Source organism: Halorubrum saccharovorum DSM 1137, assembly GCF_000337915.1.
Classification (GTDB): Archaea; Halobacteriota; Halobacteria; order Halobacteriales; family Haloferacaceae; genus Halorubrum; species Halorubrum saccharovorum.
The window spans coordinates 82,750-97,224 of the sequence record NZ_AOJE01000006.1 but is presented as its reverse complement, the minus strand read 5'-3'; the positions used below and the strand labels follow the sequence as shown (position 1 = coordinate 97,224).

The following is a 14,475-nucleotide window of genomic DNA, read 5'->3' as shown; positions in this document are numbered from 1 at the left end:
TCGATCCAGGCGATACGTTCGCTGAGGCGGTCGAATTCTGTCATAGACACTCAGAAATCGTCCGCCTCATCCTCTAACTTAACGCGACCGATATTTGCGGGTTAACCTTCAAATGCGATTGGTGCGATTTCACGGTATGCATCGGCGTTCCGCCGTGACGTACGTCGGAGACGATCCGGACGTGCGGGCGCGCGTGTCACATGCGGTCGAGAGCGCCTGGAGCGGGTCTTGGGCTCCGGACGACCGAGCGATCGCCACGGACGTACTGCTAGAGGCGGACGAGGAGACCGATCTGCAGCCACTGTCCGACGCCTGCGGCATTGTCACGACCGGCGACGCGGCAACGGATCCGTCTGTCGCTGACCGGCTTGCGGCGACGCCGGATCGCGTGCCCGTTATCGTCGTTCTCGAGACGGCGACCGCCGAGGGGTTCCGTCTCGCGCTTCGGGCTGGTGCCGACGACGTGGTCGCGGGCTCGGAATCCGACGCGTCCGAGTCGGAATCTGAGGCCGATCCGCTCGTGGGGCGGCTGCTCGACGCGGTGGAACCGAGACGGGCTCGGTTGGGATCGGACGACGCCGCTCGGCTCCGTGAGGTTCTGTTGGACGCCGGATCGACGCTAATGAGCACGCGGTCCGACGAGGTCGACACGAAGATCAGGTGGACCATGGAAAACGTCGGCGAACACGCCGAACTCGACCGGATGGTTTGTTACCTTCGGGAGGGAGAGATGTTTGAGCCGGCGTACACCTGGTGTCCCGAAGGGTGCGACACCGCGCTGCGTCCGATCGGTGGGTTCCCCGACGGAGGTAGCCTCTCGACGTTCGAAAACGTGGTCCGGTCGTCTGTTCCGCCGGGGTCGACGGACCGTTCTGCGGACGGAGATGACGCCGCGCTCGAGGAGGGGAAGGCGCCGGCGACCGTTCTCGTACCGCTCGTCGCCGACTGGAATTTAATCGGGGTGTTGACATTCGAGACCGACGCGTGGCGCGTGTGGACCGACGAGGAAGTGGACCTCTATCGAACGTTCGCCGATCTGATCGCGTACACCATCGCACGCAACGATCGGCGGCTGGAACTCCGCCGCCGAACGGAACAGCTCGAACAGTTCAGCGCCGTCGTCTCGCACGATCTCAGGAATCCGCTGAACGTGCTCTCGGGGTACCTAGAAACGGTCAAGAGAGAGGTCCCGGAATCCACGTACGAGCCGATGGATCGGGCGGTGACGCGGATGGAGACGCTCATCGACAATCTCCTCATGTTGGCGAAACGTGGCGAGACGATCGGGGACACGGAACTGATATCCGTCGCCGGCGTGGCCGAGGAAGCCTGGCAGACGGTCCGCGCGCCCGACGCGACACTGACGATCGCCGACGAGGTCGGCCAGGTGCGTGCGGATCCGACCCGGCTTCGACAGGTGTTCGAGAACCTGTTTCGAAACGCCGTCGACCACGCCGGTCCGGGCGTCACCGTCGAAATCGGCCCCCGATCTGGAGACGCCGGAGACGGGATGTACATCGCCGACGACGGGCCGGGCGTCCCGCCCGACGTACGCGACTCGCTTTTCGACTCCGGGTTTTCGACCGCGGACAGTTCCGGTATCGGACTCGCCATCGTCGACCGCATCGTCGACGCCCACGGCTGGGAGGTCGACGTCCACAACGACGGCGGCGCCGTGTTCGAGGTCGCCTTCAAAGCGGAGGCCGCGGTGACTCCCGCCTAACCGCTCGAGAGCTCCGGCTCAGGACCGCGGCGCCGGCCCTACGGTTCGAATCGGGCGACCGTCCGCCGGTGACGGTCCCGGAACATTCCCTCGAACCCGACCTTCGCGAACGGACCCGCAGCGTCCCCGAGGGGCCCGAACGGGAGCCGGTACGCGACGGTGTCCACGAGCAGGGTCTCCTCGCCGTCGGCGTAGAACGCGTGCGTGTGCTCCCATTTCCGGAACGGCCCGCCGGACATCTCGTCGACGAAGCGGGCGCGATCGCCGAGCGCGGACTCTCCGTCGGGCTCCCGTTCGGTGATCCGGGAGATCCACCGCTGTCGCGGTCCGACGCCGAAGGGCCGTATCGACATATGGATCCGCGACCCCTCAGCGAGTACGTCCGGGTCCGTCTCCCCGTCTGGCCCTTCGACGCCCCCGACACGGAGGTGCATCCAATCGGGCGTGAGCTCGCGGAGCCCGTCGATCGTGGAGTGGAACGCCCACACCTCGTCGATGGGGGCCGGCACGCGGGTCGTTCGTCGGTACGTCGGCATACCGTTCGTAGGGGACGAACGGGCAAAAACCCCCCTTCGGCGGCGGTCCACGGACTCGACGCGATCGCGATCGCTATCCGCCGACCGAAACCCGAATACGGTCACGGAACCACCGGATCAGTAATGGAGCGAGGCGCGATCGACATCGCGGATCTGGCCGGCCCGTTCGACCTCCAAGCGACCGTCGAGAGCGGACAGAGCTACCTCTGGAACCGCGCCGACGGTGGAACCTACGAGAATCTCCACGCCTACGGCGGAGATGCGTGGTACGAGACGGTCGTCGACCCGATACCCGGCGTGATCGACGAGCGGGTCCCGGTCCGGGTGCGACAGGAGGGTGGTGTCCACGAGGGGACCCTTCATTGGGAGTCGTCGGTGGACGCCGCTCCCCTCTTGGAACACCTACTCCGGCTCGACGACGACCTCGACACGATCCTTGACGCGACGCCGGATCTCCCCCTCCTCGAACGGGCGTACGACGCCTACGAGGGGATGCGACTCACGCGCGACCCCGTCTTTCCGTGTCTGATCTCGTTTATCTGCTCGGCACAGATGCGCGTCGCCCGGATCCACGGGATGCAGCGCCGGCTTCGGGAGACGTACGGCGACGCTGTCACGCTCGACGACGAGGAACACCGCGCGTTCCCGAGTCCTGACCAGCTCGCCTCTCGGACCGAGGAGGAGCTTCGCGACCTCTCCTTAGGGTACCGAGCACCCTACGTGCAACGGACCGCGGAGATGATCGCGACCGGCGAGGCGCATCCGCGAGAGGCGGCGGACCTCCCCTACGAAGAGGCCAGGAAGTCGCTGACGCGGTTCGTCGGCGTCGGCGACAAGGTCTCCGACTGCGTGCTGTTGTTCTCGTTGGGCTTCCTCGAAGCCGTCCCGCTCGACACGTGGATCCGGACCACGATCGAGGAGTACTACCCGGACTGCGAGCGCGGGAACTACGCCGACACGTCGCGCGCGATTCGAGAGCGGTTCGGCGGGGAGTTCGCCGGCTACGCGCAGACGTACGTCTTTTATCACCTCCGCGCGGGCGGCGAGTAGCTCGCCGGGGATCGATTCCCCCGAGCCGGCGTCGTTTCGGTCTGGAGACCTGTCGGCCGAACTTTCATACCGGTTCGCGTGGTACGGTGGCCCGTGATGGACTGCCGAGTCGTCGTCGAGGCCGCGGTTCCGGTGTACGACGTGGAGACCGCAGACGAGGCGGTCCGGATCGCCATCTCGAAGACGGGCGAGATGCTCAATCCGGACCTCAACTACGTCGAGATCGAGACTGGAAGCCGCACGTCGCCCGGCGGCGAGCAGCTCCCGCCGGCGTTCGTCGCCGCCGACGAGGCCCTCGTCGCGCTCGAACTCCAGATGGACGTGTTCAACGTCGACCGCGAAGAGCACGCGAGCCGCGTCGCCCGCAAGGAGATCGGACAGCGGCTCCGGAACATCCCGCTCAAGGTGCTCTCTGTCGAGGAGATCGAGGAGGACGCCGTCGACGCCGACGGCGATGCAGACGGCGCGAACGGCGCTCGGGAGTAACACCTCGCCACCGAGTGCTCGGTGACCGCTTCGAAACGACGACGTCGCCACTAGAAACGTAGCGATCGGCCGGCAGGCGGCGACGAAGATTTAGTCTGCGGTCGGGGCCAGCGGCTCCGACTCGGACTCGTCCATCGGCTCGGTGATTCCGTCAGTCAGCTTAAAAACAGCGGCTTTGTGGTCGGTCTTCGACTTGTGAATCGATGTCGGTTTGACGCCGAGTTCTTCATAGGCGTCGAGGTCAATGTCCTCGTCCCAAAACTCGCACTGCTTTCGTACTTCCGCGAGGAGGCCGTGAAGGTGGATGAGTTCCTGCTTCTTCATGAGTACCAGTCCTTTGCTACCGGAGGTTTATATTATTATCCTGAGTCACGTTACCATGGATAGTTCTGATTTCCCGTTTCCGGGGCGGAGACGCGTCTTTTCGCGTCATCGATCGGGAGGGTTTTCGAATTTTCCTCCCGACGACCGACCGACGGACGTCGAGAAATTGCGTCCGTCGGTGCGTTTCGGATCCTGTTGGTGCGTTTCGGATCCTGTTCTTCGTCGCGCGCGATCGATCACCGACCTAATGCTCGATCACCGACCTGCTCGACGGACGGCCGGACCGACCGTCTGCTACTGGAACTGTTTGACGGCTTCGAGGTCGCGTTCGGTCCGCATGAACTCCGTCAGTCGTCGCGTCGCGTGACAGTCGGGACAGCTGAAGTTCGAACGGAGACGCTGTAGGTCTGCAGGGTTGTCTTCCCACTCTTTGTTACACTCCGGACAGACGAGCCTGACGAACGCGTCGACCATGTGGGCGACGTACACGCGGCCGGGTTAAAAACGTACGTGGCGCTTCCGATCGTATCGGCTCCCGAGAACGGGGAGCCGCTGAGACGCGTTGGCTGGCGCGGGACGAATTAGGCGGTCAGCCCCTCGCTCGCGTCGAGGAGCTCCTTGTACCGATTTCGGATGGTGACCTCGGAGATGTCGGCGACTTCCGACACCTGGCTCTGGGTCACCTTCTCGTTCGAGAGGAGCGCGGCCGCGTACACCGCAGAGGCGGCGAGGCCCACCGGCGACTTCCCGCTGGTAATCCCTGACTCCTTCGCGCCGTCGAGCAGTTCGCGGGCGAGCCGCTGAGTCTCCTCCGAGAGGTCGAGCCGCGAGACGAACCGGGGGACGTAGCTCTCGGGGTCTGCGGGCTGGATCTCCAGCTTGAGCTCTCGGATCACGTACCGGTACGTCCGGGTGAGCTCCATTTTGTCGACCCGCGAGACGGCGGTGAACTCGTCGAGGCTTCGGGGATTCCCCGCCTGTCGGGCGGCGGCGTACAGCGCCGCGGTCGCGACGCCCTCGATGGAGCGGCCGGGAAGGAGGTTCTCGCTCAGCGCGCGGCGGTAGATGACGGAGGCGGTCTCGCGGACGTTGTCCGGGAGGCCGAGCGCGGAGGCCATCCGGTCGATCTCGCCGAGCGCCTGCTTGAGGTTGCGCTCCTTCGAGTCGCGGGTGCGGAACCGCTCGTTCCAGGTGCGCAGTCGCTGCATCCGCTGGCGCTGACGGCTGGAGAGCGACTTGCCGTAGGCGTCTTTGTCCTGCCAGCCGATGTTCGTCGAGAGCCCCTTGTCGTGCATCATGTTCGTCGTCGGGGCGCCTACACGGGACTTGCTGTCGCGCTCGCTGGAGTCGAACGCGCGCCACTCCGGTCCGCGGTCGACCGAGTCCTGTTCGACGACGAGGCCGCAGTCAGTACAGACGGTCTCGCCGTGTTCCGTGTCGGTCACGAGGTTCCCCTCGCACTCCGGGCACGTCGTGGTCTGTTCGCCCGTCGACTCCGCCTCGTCGACGGTCGATTCGGCCGACTCCGTAGTTCGGTCTCGCTCCGTTTCGCCGTTGTAGCCGCGTATGTGTGTTTCAGTCATGGTGTTCTCGCCGATCGAACTCCCGACAGAAATACTGGCGTCGGGCTCGCCGATTCGTTAACCAATAGTAAGTTACGAGCATATATAAATCTTTGCCCTAACCTCTCAACGATGATACTGGAAGAACGGCTGTAAACGCCGTCTATTCGGATATGGCGATCGACGACGTTTCCGCTGATTCTCCGATACGCCGAAGTCGAAACCTCCGACATATATAAAGAATAGTGTTCGAACCCCTCGCCGATCGCCGCCGTCATCCCGCCGTTCACAGGAGCGACGGCGCGCGACGATCGCGACCGCGATCAGTGCGGCAAGCGCGGCCACGGCGCCGAATCCGGGCGCTTCGTCACTGCTTCCGTCCTCGTCGCTCTCGCTGCTGGGGAAGTCGTACGCCTCGTCGACGACGACCGTCTCGCCGTCGGTGTCCTGCGCGCTCGCGTCGACGAACGCGGTCACCTGTGCGCGCGCAGCTCGCCGCCGGCGATGCGATATCTACACGCCGGTGAGCGAGAGCGACGATCGCGTACGACGGACGACGCGGTGGAGCGCGCCTCCGAGTCAGTGACGCGCTCGATCACGGGAGCCGCGAGACACGCCGGTACCCCGCCACGACTGCGGTCTCGATCGGTTCAGTCCCACGTGACCCAGACGAGGAACAGGAGGCCGAAGGTCTGGAGCACGTGGAGCGCCATCATCCCGCGCCACGCGATGGCGGGGACGTCGGAGGCGAACCACGCAGACAACATCGGGTCGAGCAGGTAGATGTACAGCGCGAACGCGTTCTCCCCGAGGAGGAACACGCCGAACATCGCTAACCCGAGGGCGTGTTTCGAGCGGAACTGCGCGTAGTTCCGCCCCCACACCCAGACGAGCGCGAGCAGCAGGGCGACGTTCACCCCCGCTGAGGCCCGCGCTACGTCGAACCAGAGACTCATCGTACACCTGCTATCGCCGGAGCGGGTATAACCGCTTTCCCAAATTCGTTCCGAATACGACCCGCAACGCGGCGGCTTCGGCTCCGAACCCCCGGCTCGTCAGTCGTCATCTGTTTGCTCCATGATCGTTTCGATAGTGTCCCAGTGTTGGCGCGCTCTCGGCGTCGGCAGGTAGACGGCGCCGTACTCGTCGCCGCTGCGCTGGACGACGTCGTTGTCCATCAGTACGTCGAGGTGGTGTCGAACGGTCTTGTAGTCCAGATCGAGGTCCTCGGCGAGCTGGTTCGCGTTTCGCGGGCGGTCGTCGAGCGCCCGCAGCAGCCGGACGCGGTTCGCGCCGCCCCGCGTTCCGGTTAGCACGTACCAGAGTGCCGCTTCCATCGTATTCCGATCGTCGGCGCGCCACCTAACTCCACCGCTCCCCGACGAGGTCCGGCGTCCGGCTACCGGTTCCGGCTCACCGGGAACGCGACGCGGTCCGGGTGTTCGTTGAACCGGGCGAGGATCCGCTCGTACAGCCGATTCTTGACGCGTTGTCCCCGACGCGGGTGGGTGAGGTACCGGACGCGGAGCTCCACCCACGACTCGCCCTGTTTCACGTTCACCGTCGGTCCGTCGTGCACTTCCAGCTCCACGGGCGTCTCGGCGAGCGCCTCGCGGTACGCCGCGATCCCCTCGGCCATCTCCTCTCCGAGGAGGTCGCTCGCCTCCTCGGCCATGATCTCGCGCGCGAAGTCGAGGTCGGTCTCGTAGGCGACCTGCACGGCGACCTCGTTCCACACGTACGGCGAGCCGCCCCCGCCGAAGTTGACCACGTTCGAGGAGAGCACGACGCTGTTCGGGACCGTCACCACCCGGCCGGACGGCTGGTTCGTCGTCACCAGTTCGCCGTCGATCTCCCACAGCGTCGTCACGAGGAAGTCGACGCCGATCACGTCCCCCTTCGCGTCGTCGATCCGGACGCGGTCGCCGACGCCGTACGGCTGTTTGACGGTGATGTACACCCACGCGATGAGCGACAGGAGGGGCTGCTGGAGCGCGAACGTGATCGCGAAGCCGATCACCCCGAGCGAGAAGAGGAGGCCGAGCCAGTTCTCCGTCAACACCGCCAGCGTCGCGACCGTCCCCACGAACCCGAACGCGAGGCGCAACACGTTCCGCGTGTTGTACGCGCGCCGCTTGTTCGCCGATCGCATCAGTAGCCGGACGGCGAGGAGGTACGACCCGTACAGCACGCCGAACACGGCGACGACGAGCAGCGCCCGTCCGACGACGAGCGTCGCCGGGTAGCCGATCACGTCGGGCCAGTCGCCGAGCGCGCCGGTCGTCGCCACGAGGCCGCCCGCCACGGCCGAAGCGACGCCGAGGACGATGGCGCCGAGCCCGAGAGGTCGTCTCACGGTCGTCGGTCGCGGCCGACCGGCAAAACGGTTGTGACGCCTACTCGCTCGCGACTCGCGCCAGCGCGCCCGCGAGGACCTCCGTCGCCGCGGCGCAGTCCGCCCAGTCGGTCCACTCGCGCGGGTTGTGCGAGATCCCGTCGCGAGAGGGCGCAAAGAGGAGTGAGGCGTCGGTGACGCGTGCGACCCGCATCGCGTCGTGCGCCGCGCCGGAGTGGAGGTCGATCGCGGTTCGTCCCGCCGCCTCGGCCGCGACGTGCGCCGCGTCGCGGAGCCGGTCGCTCATCGGCGTCGGCGCCACGTCGAAGGGGCGCTCGAAGGCTGTCTCGACGCCGCGCTCGCGCTCCAGTCGGGCGAGCGAGTCGCGCGCGGCAGAAACGATCGCCTCCATCGATTCCGTGTTCACGTCTCGCACGTCCACCCCCGCCTCGACGCGACCGGGGACGACGTTGGTCGCGTTCGGCGAGACGGACAGCGATCCGACCGTCCCCACTGCCGACTCGCTCTCGGTCGCGACGACCTCGTTCGCGGCGGCCTCCACGTCCAGCACGAACTCGCTCGCGGCCGCGAGTGCGTCCGTCCGGTCCCCCATCGCGGTCGCGCCCGCGTGGTTCGCCTCCCCCTCGATCGTCGCCTCGCAGTGGGTGATCCCGGTGATCGTCGTCACCACGCCGGCGTCGGCGCCCGCCTCCTCTAAGACCGTGTCCTGCTCGACGTGCAGCTCGTAGAACGCCGCCCACGAGGCCGGATCGATCGCGTCGTCGCCGCGGTAGCCGATCCGGTCGAGGGCCTCGCCGAGCGTCTCGCCCGCGTCGTCTTCGAGCGCGAGCGCCTCGTCGACCGAGGTGACCCCGGTCGCCACGCTCGACCCGAGCAGGCCGTCCCCGAACGTCGCGCCCTCCTCCTCGGTGAAGCTCACGACGGCGACCGGTCGCGCCGGCTCGACCTCGGCGTCCCGCATCGCGCGCACCGCCTCCAGCGGCGCGTACACGCCGAGCGGGCCGTCGAAGATCCCGCCTTCGGGGACGCTGTCGAGGTGGCTCCCGCTCGCGACGGGCGCCGCGTCGGGGTCTGCGGAGTCGGGGGTCCACGTCCCGACGAGGTTGCCGACCGCGTCGACGGCGACCGCGAGGCCGGCGTCCTCGAACCGCTCGACTAGTCGGTCGCGGGCCGCCCGGTTCGCCTCGGTCCCGGTCAGGTTCGTTCGCCCGCGCTTCTCGGGGTCGTCGTCCGCGATCCGCCCGAACGCCGCGTTCGCCCCCATGTCCTCGCGGAGCCGGTCGGCGTCGACTGGGAGATCCATGCCCGGATGGGGGGCGGGAGGTGCAAAACGGTTCGTGGTCGACGTGGGGAATCCGCAAAGCAACCAAAGACACTTATTTTTCGCCCGAGTTCCCGGGGACGATGTCCCCGATACTGCTACAGGGAGGAGCCGGTGTGCTCTTCTTCCTGATCGGCCTCCTCATGCTGCTCGTACAGCTCGGCATCATCGTCTGGATCTACTCGGACGCGCAACGGCGGAGCGACCAGCCCGCGTTCCTGTGGGCGATCGTCGCCTTCCTCGCGCCGCTTCTGGGGCTCGTATTGTACCTGATCATCGGCCGAAATCGGTACTGAGGCCGGCGGCTGGAACCCACCGCTCAAACGCCCCTGAGGACGGTCGTCGCCCCGACCGTCTCCGCGACCATCCACGCGACGAACAGCAGGTACGAGACCAACAGCAGCGACGACTCCCGCTCGGTGAGCGACAGCTCCGTCCGGAGCGTCGCGAACAGCAGCACGGTCGCGACGGTGAGCACGCCGAACATCGGGACGGCGGTCGAGAAGTTCACGTCGACGCTCCCGACGATCAACACCCCGGCCGGAATGGCGACCAGCAGGTCGAACGTGTTCGACCCCAGCACGTTTCCGAGGCTCGTTCCGCCGCGTCCCTCGCGCGCCGTTCGGACGCTCACCAAGGCGTCCGGGAGGCTCGTCGCCGCCGCGACGATCGTGATCCCGGCGAGGAACTCCGGAACGCCGAACGTCGCCCCGAGCGACTCGACCGACCCGACCAGCCGCTCGACGGCGACGCCGATGACGAGCAGGCCGGCCGCGAGCTTCCCCCATTCGCGGCGGATATCGACCCCCTTCCGAACCCGCGTGATCGCCGCATCATCCACGTCCTGGTACTGGATGAACAGGTAGAGCCCGTACAGCAACAGGGGGATCGCGGCGACGGGCCGGGTCAGCTCGCCCACGATCGGGTCCGACGAGACGGGGTAGTAGATGACCGCGAGCGAGAAGGTGACGACCAGCGCCGACACCGCGATCATGTAGAACTGCGCCTCCTTGTACACGATCGCGCGGCTGGCTTCGAGATCTCCCTCGGCGCCGAACCCGGAGAGCCCGGGGATGACGAGGACGTTGAAGATGGCGGAGCCGACCAGCGCCCCCACGCCCATGTCGAAGACGCCGGTGGCGGCGGTGACGACGACGCTCGCGAACTCCGGGAAGCTCGACCCGACGGCGACGACGACCGATCCCTGCACCACCGCAGGCAATCCGTAGTACCCCGACAGCGTCTCGGCGGCCTCCTCTAACCACTCGCTCCCGACCCAGATGGCGCCGGTCGCGACGGCGATCACGGCGACGTGGACGATCGGCGCGTCCGGCAGGATCCCACCGATCATCGACTATCTGATGTGTTCGCCGGCGAGCTCCCACAGCCGGTCGGCGATCTCGTCGTCGAGCGCGTCGCGCCGGACGCGCCACTCCCAGTTGCCGCCGAGGGTTCCCGGCTCGTTGAACCGCGCGTCGCTCCCGAGCCCGAGCAGGTCCTGGACCGTCGTCATCGCCAGCACCGCCTCCGAGGCCCACACCTCGTCGATGATCTCCCACTCCGGCGGCCGGTCGCCGTCGGCGCCGACGTTGTACCGGAAGCACTCCCGCTGGCGCTCCGGGAGGTCCTCGAAGTAGCCCGCCCACGTGTCCGTGTCGTGGGTCGACGTGTAGCCGACGACCCCCTCGGGGTAGTGCATCGGCTGGTACTCGTTGCCCTCCTCGCACCAGTCGGCATACTGCGGGACGCGCATCCCCGGGAAGCCGAACTCCGTCATCAGATCGTCCATCGCCGGCTCCTCGAACCCGAGGTCCTCGGCGATGAAGGGCGCCCGTCCCAGCTCGCGCTCGACGGTCTCGAACAGGTCGCGCCCTGGTCCCTCGCGCCACTCGCCGGCGGCCGGGTCGTCGCGGTCGGCCGGGATCGCCCAGTACTTCACGAACCCGAGGAAGTGGTCGAGCCGGGCCACGTCGGCGAGCTCGAACAGCCGCCGGAACCGGGCGAGCCACCAGTCGTAGTCGCGCTCCGCGAGCCGGTCCCAGTCGTAGACGGGGTTCCCCCACCGCTGGCCGGTGTCGCCGGCGTTCGGCGGGACGCCCGCGACCGCCGCGGGCCGGTTCTCGTCGTCGAGCCGGAACGCCTCCGGGTTCGCCCACACGTCCGCGGAGTCGAGCGCGACGTAGATGGGCACGTCGCCGACGATCGACACGCCCTCCTCGTCGGCGACCGCCCGGAGGTCGCGCCACTGCCGGTCGAAGGTCCACTGGAGGAACTCCCGGAACCGGACCTCCGCCGCGTGTCGCTCGCGGGCGTCGGCGAGCGCCTCGGGCTCTCGCGTCCGGAGCGGGTCGGGCCACTCGACCCACGTGTCCTCGTCTCTCTCGCGCGATATCGCCCGGAACAGCGCGTAGTCGTCGAGCCACGGCTCCCGGTCGCGGAAGGCGTCGAACTCGGGCGCCGCCTCGCCCGCCCCGGCCTCGTCGAACCGCTCGAACGCGGTCCGCAACAGCGGCGCCTTGTACTCGCGGACCGCGTCGTAGTCCACCCGGTCGTCCGGGAAGTCGGGGACGGGTTCGAGGTCCGACTCGTCGAGCCATCCGTCGTCGACGAGCCCGTCGAGGTCGATCAAGAGGGGGTTGCCGGCGAACGCCGAGGGCGACTGGTACGGTGACTCTCCGGCCGCGTCCATCGTCGGCCCGAGCGGACAGATCTGCCAGTGGCGGACGTCGGCGTCGCCGAGGAAGGAGAGGAACGCTTCCGCGCCGTCGCCGAGGTCGCCGATGCCGTGTCTCCCCGGGAGCGATGTGACGTGACAGAACACGCCGCCGGAGCGGTCGAGTCGCATGCGTCTCCCTGCGACCCCCACCGACTCAAGCGTTGTGTCCGGGCAGTCTCAGTGACGGGGTCAGCGTCCCGTCTCTCGAACGACCGCCACGTCGTCGACCCGGATCCGCTCGGTCCCCTCGCCGTCGACGACCACGCAGGGCTCGTCGGTCACGAGGTCCCGGTTGCCGTGGTCGACCCCGACCGCGACGCTCGCCGATTCGGGAGCGAAGTTGAGGACGACGACCAGCGCCTCCTCGCCGTCGCTCCGGCGGAACGCCACCACGTCGTCGGGGTGGACGTCGCCGCTCGCGACGATCGGTCGCTCCGAGAGGTCGCCGCTCGCGACGTGGTACCCGACCCGATCGAGGTCGCCGCCGGGTCCGAGCGCGGGGTGGGCCTCGCGGACCGCGAGCAGCTGCTGGTAGTGGTCGCGGACGCCCTCGCGAGCGTGTTCCCACGCGATCGCGTCGCGCCGGCCGCGCTGGCCGATCTCCTGGCCGGCGTAGATCATCGGGACGCCCGGCAGGGTGACGGTCGCCGCGCCCGCCGCGGCCGCCGCGGCGTCGCCGCACTCGACGCGGTAGCGCGTCTCGTCGTGGTTCTCGATGTACTGGAGGAACTCGGCGTGGTCCGGGAAGCCGATCTCCGCGCGCTGGTCGACCGCGTCCAGAAGCGACGACGCGGGGTCGACGCCCCGGCCGATCTGACGGAGCTGGAAGTACAGCGTCGCGTCGAAGTGCACGTCGAACATCCCCTCGTGGAAGCCGGGGATGTACGGGATCGTCTCGTCCATCAGCAGGAACTCCCGGTCGATGTCCTTCACGCGGTCCCGGAGCTCGCGCCAGAAGGAGTCCGGCACGGCCCACGCCATGTCACAGCGGAAGCCGTCGACCAGCGGCGCCCACTCGTCGATCACGTCGAGGAGGAAGCGCCGGACCTCGAGGTTCGAGTGGTTCAGGTTCGCGATCAGCTCCCAGTCGAAGTAGGTCCCCGGCTCGCCGGACTCCTGCCACTCGTAGCGGTCGCGGTACGGGGAGTCCGGGTTCTGGTAGGCGTGCTCGAACCACTCGTGGTCGCGCGCGGTGTGGTTGGCGACGAAGTCGAACAGCACCCGCATCCCGTGGTCGTGGGCCGTCTCGATCAGCTCCTCGTAGTCCTCCCGGTCGCCGAGGTCGCTGGCAACGTCGAAGAAGTCGGTGATGTTGTACCCGTGCGGTTTCCAGTCGTGCTGGAGGACCGGCGTGAGCCACAGGGTGTCGACGCCGAGATCCGCGATCTCCGGGATCCGGTCGGTGATCGCCTCGAACGTCTCCCCCTCGGGCTCGTCGGCGAACGTCCGGACGTACACCTCGTAGACGGTCGCGTCGTTCGCCCACGTCGGGGGATCGTTGAGCCGCACCGTCTCGAAGGCGGGGCTGCTCGGGCCGCCGACGCGCCCGTCGACGTCGCCTCCCCGGCCCGGGCCGTCGCCCTCGCGCTCGACCGCGACGGCGTCGGCGACGCTGACGCGCGGCTCCTGTCCCGGCTCCGCGGCGACCGCGACCCCGTGGACGCGCAGGCGGTCCGCGACCGCCGCCGCCGGCACTCGGAGGGTTCGCCCGTCGTCGCTCGTCCGGAGCGCGTCTCGCGGGTTCGTCCGTCCCTCCGCGACCGCGCTCGCGACGTCGCGGTCGTCGACGACGAACGTCACCCGCAGGTCGTCCGCGCCGAGCGAGGAGTGCGGGTTCGGCGTCGGCGTCGCGCGGACGACGACTTCGGGGGAGTCACCCGCCGCGTCGCCGGACTCCACGCTCGCGTCTAGTCGAACCCGCGGGCGCCCGACGCCGTCGCTGCCGCGCGGCTCGGCGTAGTCGACCGGGGCGTCGTCGGCCTTCCGGTCGCGGAGCGCCGTCCCGCTTCCGCCCTCGATGTCGACGCCCTCGTAGCTCGACGGGAACGCGCGGACCGTCAGCCGGTGGTCGCCGTCGGGGGCGTCGAGGCCGATCCGGTAGCGTCCGGGAACGTCCGGGGTGAACTCGGTCACCGGGTCGGTTCCGACCGTCGCTTCGCTGGCCGGGGGCGCGTCGACGACGCGCCACGCGTAGGATCCGTCTGGGTCCGGATCTCGCGGGGCAAGCTCTGTGGTCTCGCCGGTCGCGAGGAATCTGGGGGGTCCGGGATGGTGCATACCACCCCCATCGGCGCCCGGGGTCTTCGTTGTTGCTCCTCTCCGGGTCGCCGTCGACCGCGGGGGCGCCGCTGTGCGTCCTGGCGCCGCGGCTCGTATACCGCCTCGGTCGTCAAGGCTTTCA

At 68.1% G+C, this 14,475-nt stretch carries 16 protein-coding genes; 4 read left to right on the top strand and 12 right to left on the bottom strand.

Annotation, left to right across the window (positions count from 1 at the left end; all coding sequences use genetic code 11):
* Positions 1–136 precede the first annotated feature (136 nt).
* Entirely contained in the window at positions 137–1,723 is a 1,587-nt protein-coding gene (locus tag C471_RS01435) for a sensor histidine kinase (RefSeq protein ID WP_004045990.1), read from the top strand.
* Positions 1,724–1,761: 38 nt separating this feature from the next.
* Here C471_RS01435 and C471_RS01430 read toward each other — a convergent pair whose 3' ends face one another.
* Complete coding sequence (locus C471_RS01430; protein ID WP_004045988.1) at positions 1,762–2,259, bottom strand: SRPBCC family protein; 498 nt, start codon at positions 2,257–2,259, stop codon at positions 1,762–1,764.
* A 123-nt stretch (positions 2,260–2,382) separates the two neighbouring features.
* On the opposite strand from C471_RS01430, the gene C471_RS01425 reads away from it, so the two are divergent.
* Entirely contained in the window at positions 2,383–3,309 is a 927-nt protein-coding gene (locus C471_RS01425; protein WP_004045986.1) for a DNA-3-methyladenine glycosylase family protein, read from the top strand.
* Positions 3,310–3,405: 96 nt separating this feature from the next.
* Positions 3,406–3,795: a DUF555 domain-containing protein gene (locus tag C471_RS01420; RefSeq protein WP_004045984.1), complete on the top strand. Its 390-nt coding sequence runs from the start codon at positions 3,406–3,408 to the stop codon at positions 3,793–3,795.
* Between the two features lie 90 nt (positions 3,796–3,885).
* Here the strand turns inward: C471_RS01420 and C471_RS01415 are convergent, their stop codons facing one another.
* The 8 genes from C471_RS01415 to C471_RS01380 form a co-directional block, all read right to left on the bottom strand.
* Positions 3,886–4,119 (bottom strand): UPF0058 family protein, encoded by a 234-nt coding sequence (locus C471_RS01415; protein ID WP_004045982.1) that lies wholly within the window; start codon positions 4,117–4,119, stop codon positions 3,886–3,888.
* A gap of 294 nt (positions 4,120–4,413) precedes the next feature.
* Positions 4,414–4,593: a DUF7836 family putative zinc-binding protein gene (locus tag C471_RS01410; protein WP_049908910.1), complete on the bottom strand. Its 180-nt coding sequence runs from the start codon at positions 4,591–4,593 to the stop codon at positions 4,414–4,416.
* Positions 4,594–4,700: 107 nt separating this feature from the next.
* Positions 4,701–5,702, bottom strand: a complete 1,002-nt coding sequence (locus tag C471_RS01405; protein ID WP_004045976.1) for a transcription initiation factor IIB — start codon at positions 5,700–5,702, stop codon at positions 4,701–4,703.
* 105 nt (positions 5,703–5,807) lie between these two features.
* Entirely contained in the window at positions 5,808–6,158 is a 351-nt protein-coding gene (locus tag C471_RS01400) for a PGF-CTERM sorting domain-containing protein (RefSeq protein WP_004045974.1), read from the bottom strand.
* 173 nt (positions 6,159–6,331) lie between these two features.
* Positions 6,332–6,637 (bottom strand): hypothetical protein, encoded by a 306-nt coding sequence (locus C471_RS01395; protein WP_004045973.1) that lies wholly within the window; start codon positions 6,635–6,637, stop codon positions 6,332–6,334.
* A gap of 99 nt (positions 6,638–6,736) precedes the next feature.
* Positions 6,737–7,018 (bottom strand): winged helix-turn-helix domain-containing protein, encoded by a 282-nt coding sequence (locus C471_RS01390; protein ID WP_004045969.1) that lies wholly within the window; start codon positions 7,016–7,018, stop codon positions 6,737–6,739.
* 62 nt (positions 7,019–7,080) lie between these two features.
* Positions 7,081–8,037: a mechanosensitive ion channel family protein gene (locus C471_RS01385; RefSeq protein ID WP_004045968.1), complete on the bottom strand. Its 957-nt coding sequence runs from the start codon at positions 8,035–8,037 to the stop codon at positions 7,081–7,083.
* 40 nt (positions 8,038–8,077) lie between these two features.
* Positions 8,078–9,340, bottom strand: a complete 1,263-nt coding sequence (locus C471_RS01380) for a Zn-dependent hydrolase (protein WP_004045967.1) — start codon at positions 9,338–9,340, stop codon at positions 8,078–8,080.
* Positions 9,341–9,441: 101 nt separating this feature from the next.
* On the opposite strand from C471_RS01380, the gene C471_RS01375 reads away from it, so the two are divergent.
* Positions 9,442–9,654, top strand: coding sequence for a PLDc N-terminal domain-containing protein (locus C471_RS01375; protein ID WP_049908909.1), 213 nt, complete (start codon positions 9,442–9,444; stop codon positions 9,652–9,654).
* A gap of 23 nt (positions 9,655–9,677) precedes the next feature.
* Here the strand turns inward: C471_RS01375 and C471_RS01370 are convergent, their stop codons facing one another.
* From C471_RS01370 to malA, 3 genes are read right to left on the bottom strand one after another with little or no spacing between them, the layout of a single operon-like run.
* Positions 9,678–10,706 carry a sodium:calcium antiporter gene (locus C471_RS01370; RefSeq protein ID WP_049908914.1) on the bottom strand — a complete coding sequence of 343 codons (1,029 nt, stop codon included), beginning with the start codon at positions 10,704–10,706 and terminating at the stop codon, positions 9,678–9,680.
* Positions 10,707–10,712: 6 nt separating this feature from the next.
* Complete coding sequence (malQ, locus tag C471_RS01365; RefSeq protein ID WP_004045964.1) at positions 10,713–12,203, bottom strand: 4-alpha-glucanotransferase; 1,491 nt, start codon at positions 12,201–12,203, stop codon at positions 10,713–10,715.
* Between the two features lie 60 nt (positions 12,204–12,263).
* Positions 12,264–14,351, bottom strand: a complete 2,088-nt coding sequence (malA, locus tag C471_RS01360) for an alpha-amylase MalA (RefSeq protein ID WP_004045963.1) — start codon at positions 14,349–14,351, stop codon at positions 12,264–12,266.
* Positions 14,352–14,475 lie beyond the last annotated feature (124 nt).

Excerpts from the sequence above, each read along its gene's own strand:
- C471_RS01435 (WP_004045990.1), top strand. The coding sequence starts at position 137 with ATGCATCGGCGTTCCGCCGTGACGTACGTCGGAGACGATCCGGACGTG.
- C471_RS01430 (WP_004045988.1), bottom strand. The coding sequence starts at position 2,259 with ATGCCGACGTACCGACGAACGACCCGCGTGCCGGCCCCCATCGACGAG.
- C471_RS01425 (WP_004045986.1), top strand. The coding sequence starts at position 2,383 with ATGGAGCGAGGCGCGATCGACATCGCGGATCTGGCCGGCCCGTTCGAC.
- C471_RS01420 (WP_004045984.1), top strand. The coding sequence starts at position 3,406 with ATGGACTGCCGAGTCGTCGTCGAGGCCGCGGTTCCGGTGTACGACGTG.
- C471_RS01415 (WP_004045982.1), bottom strand. The coding sequence starts at position 4,119 with ATGAAGAAGCAGGAACTCATCCACCTTCACGGCCTCCTCGCGGAAGTA.
- C471_RS01410 (WP_049908910.1), bottom strand. The coding sequence starts at position 4,593 with ATGGTCGACGCGTTCGTCAGGCTCGTCTGTCCGGAGTGTAACAAAGAG.
- C471_RS01405 (WP_004045976.1), bottom strand. The coding sequence starts at position 5,702 with ATGACTGAAACACACATACGCGGCTACAACGGCGAAACGGAGCGAGAC.
- C471_RS01395 (WP_004045973.1), bottom strand. The coding sequence starts at position 6,637 with ATGAGTCTCTGGTTCGACGTAGCGCGGGCCTCAGCGGGGGTGAACGTC.
- C471_RS01390 (WP_004045969.1), bottom strand. The coding sequence starts at position 7,018 with ATGGAAGCGGCACTCTGGTACGTGCTAACCGGAACGCGGGGCGGCGCG.
- C471_RS01380 (WP_004045967.1), bottom strand. The coding sequence starts at position 9,340 with ATGGATCTCCCAGTCGACGCCGACCGGCTCCGCGAGGACATGGGGGCG.
- C471_RS01375 (WP_049908909.1), top strand. The coding sequence starts at position 9,442 with ATGTCCCCGATACTGCTACAGGGAGGAGCCGGTGTGCTCTTCTTCCTG.
- malQ (WP_004045964.1), bottom strand. The coding sequence starts at position 12,203 with ATGCGACTCGACCGCTCCGGCGGCGTGTTCTGTCACGTCACATCGCTC.
- malA (WP_004045963.1), bottom strand. The coding sequence starts at position 14,351 with ATGCACCATCCCGGACCCCCCAGATTCCTCGCGACCGGCGAGACCACA.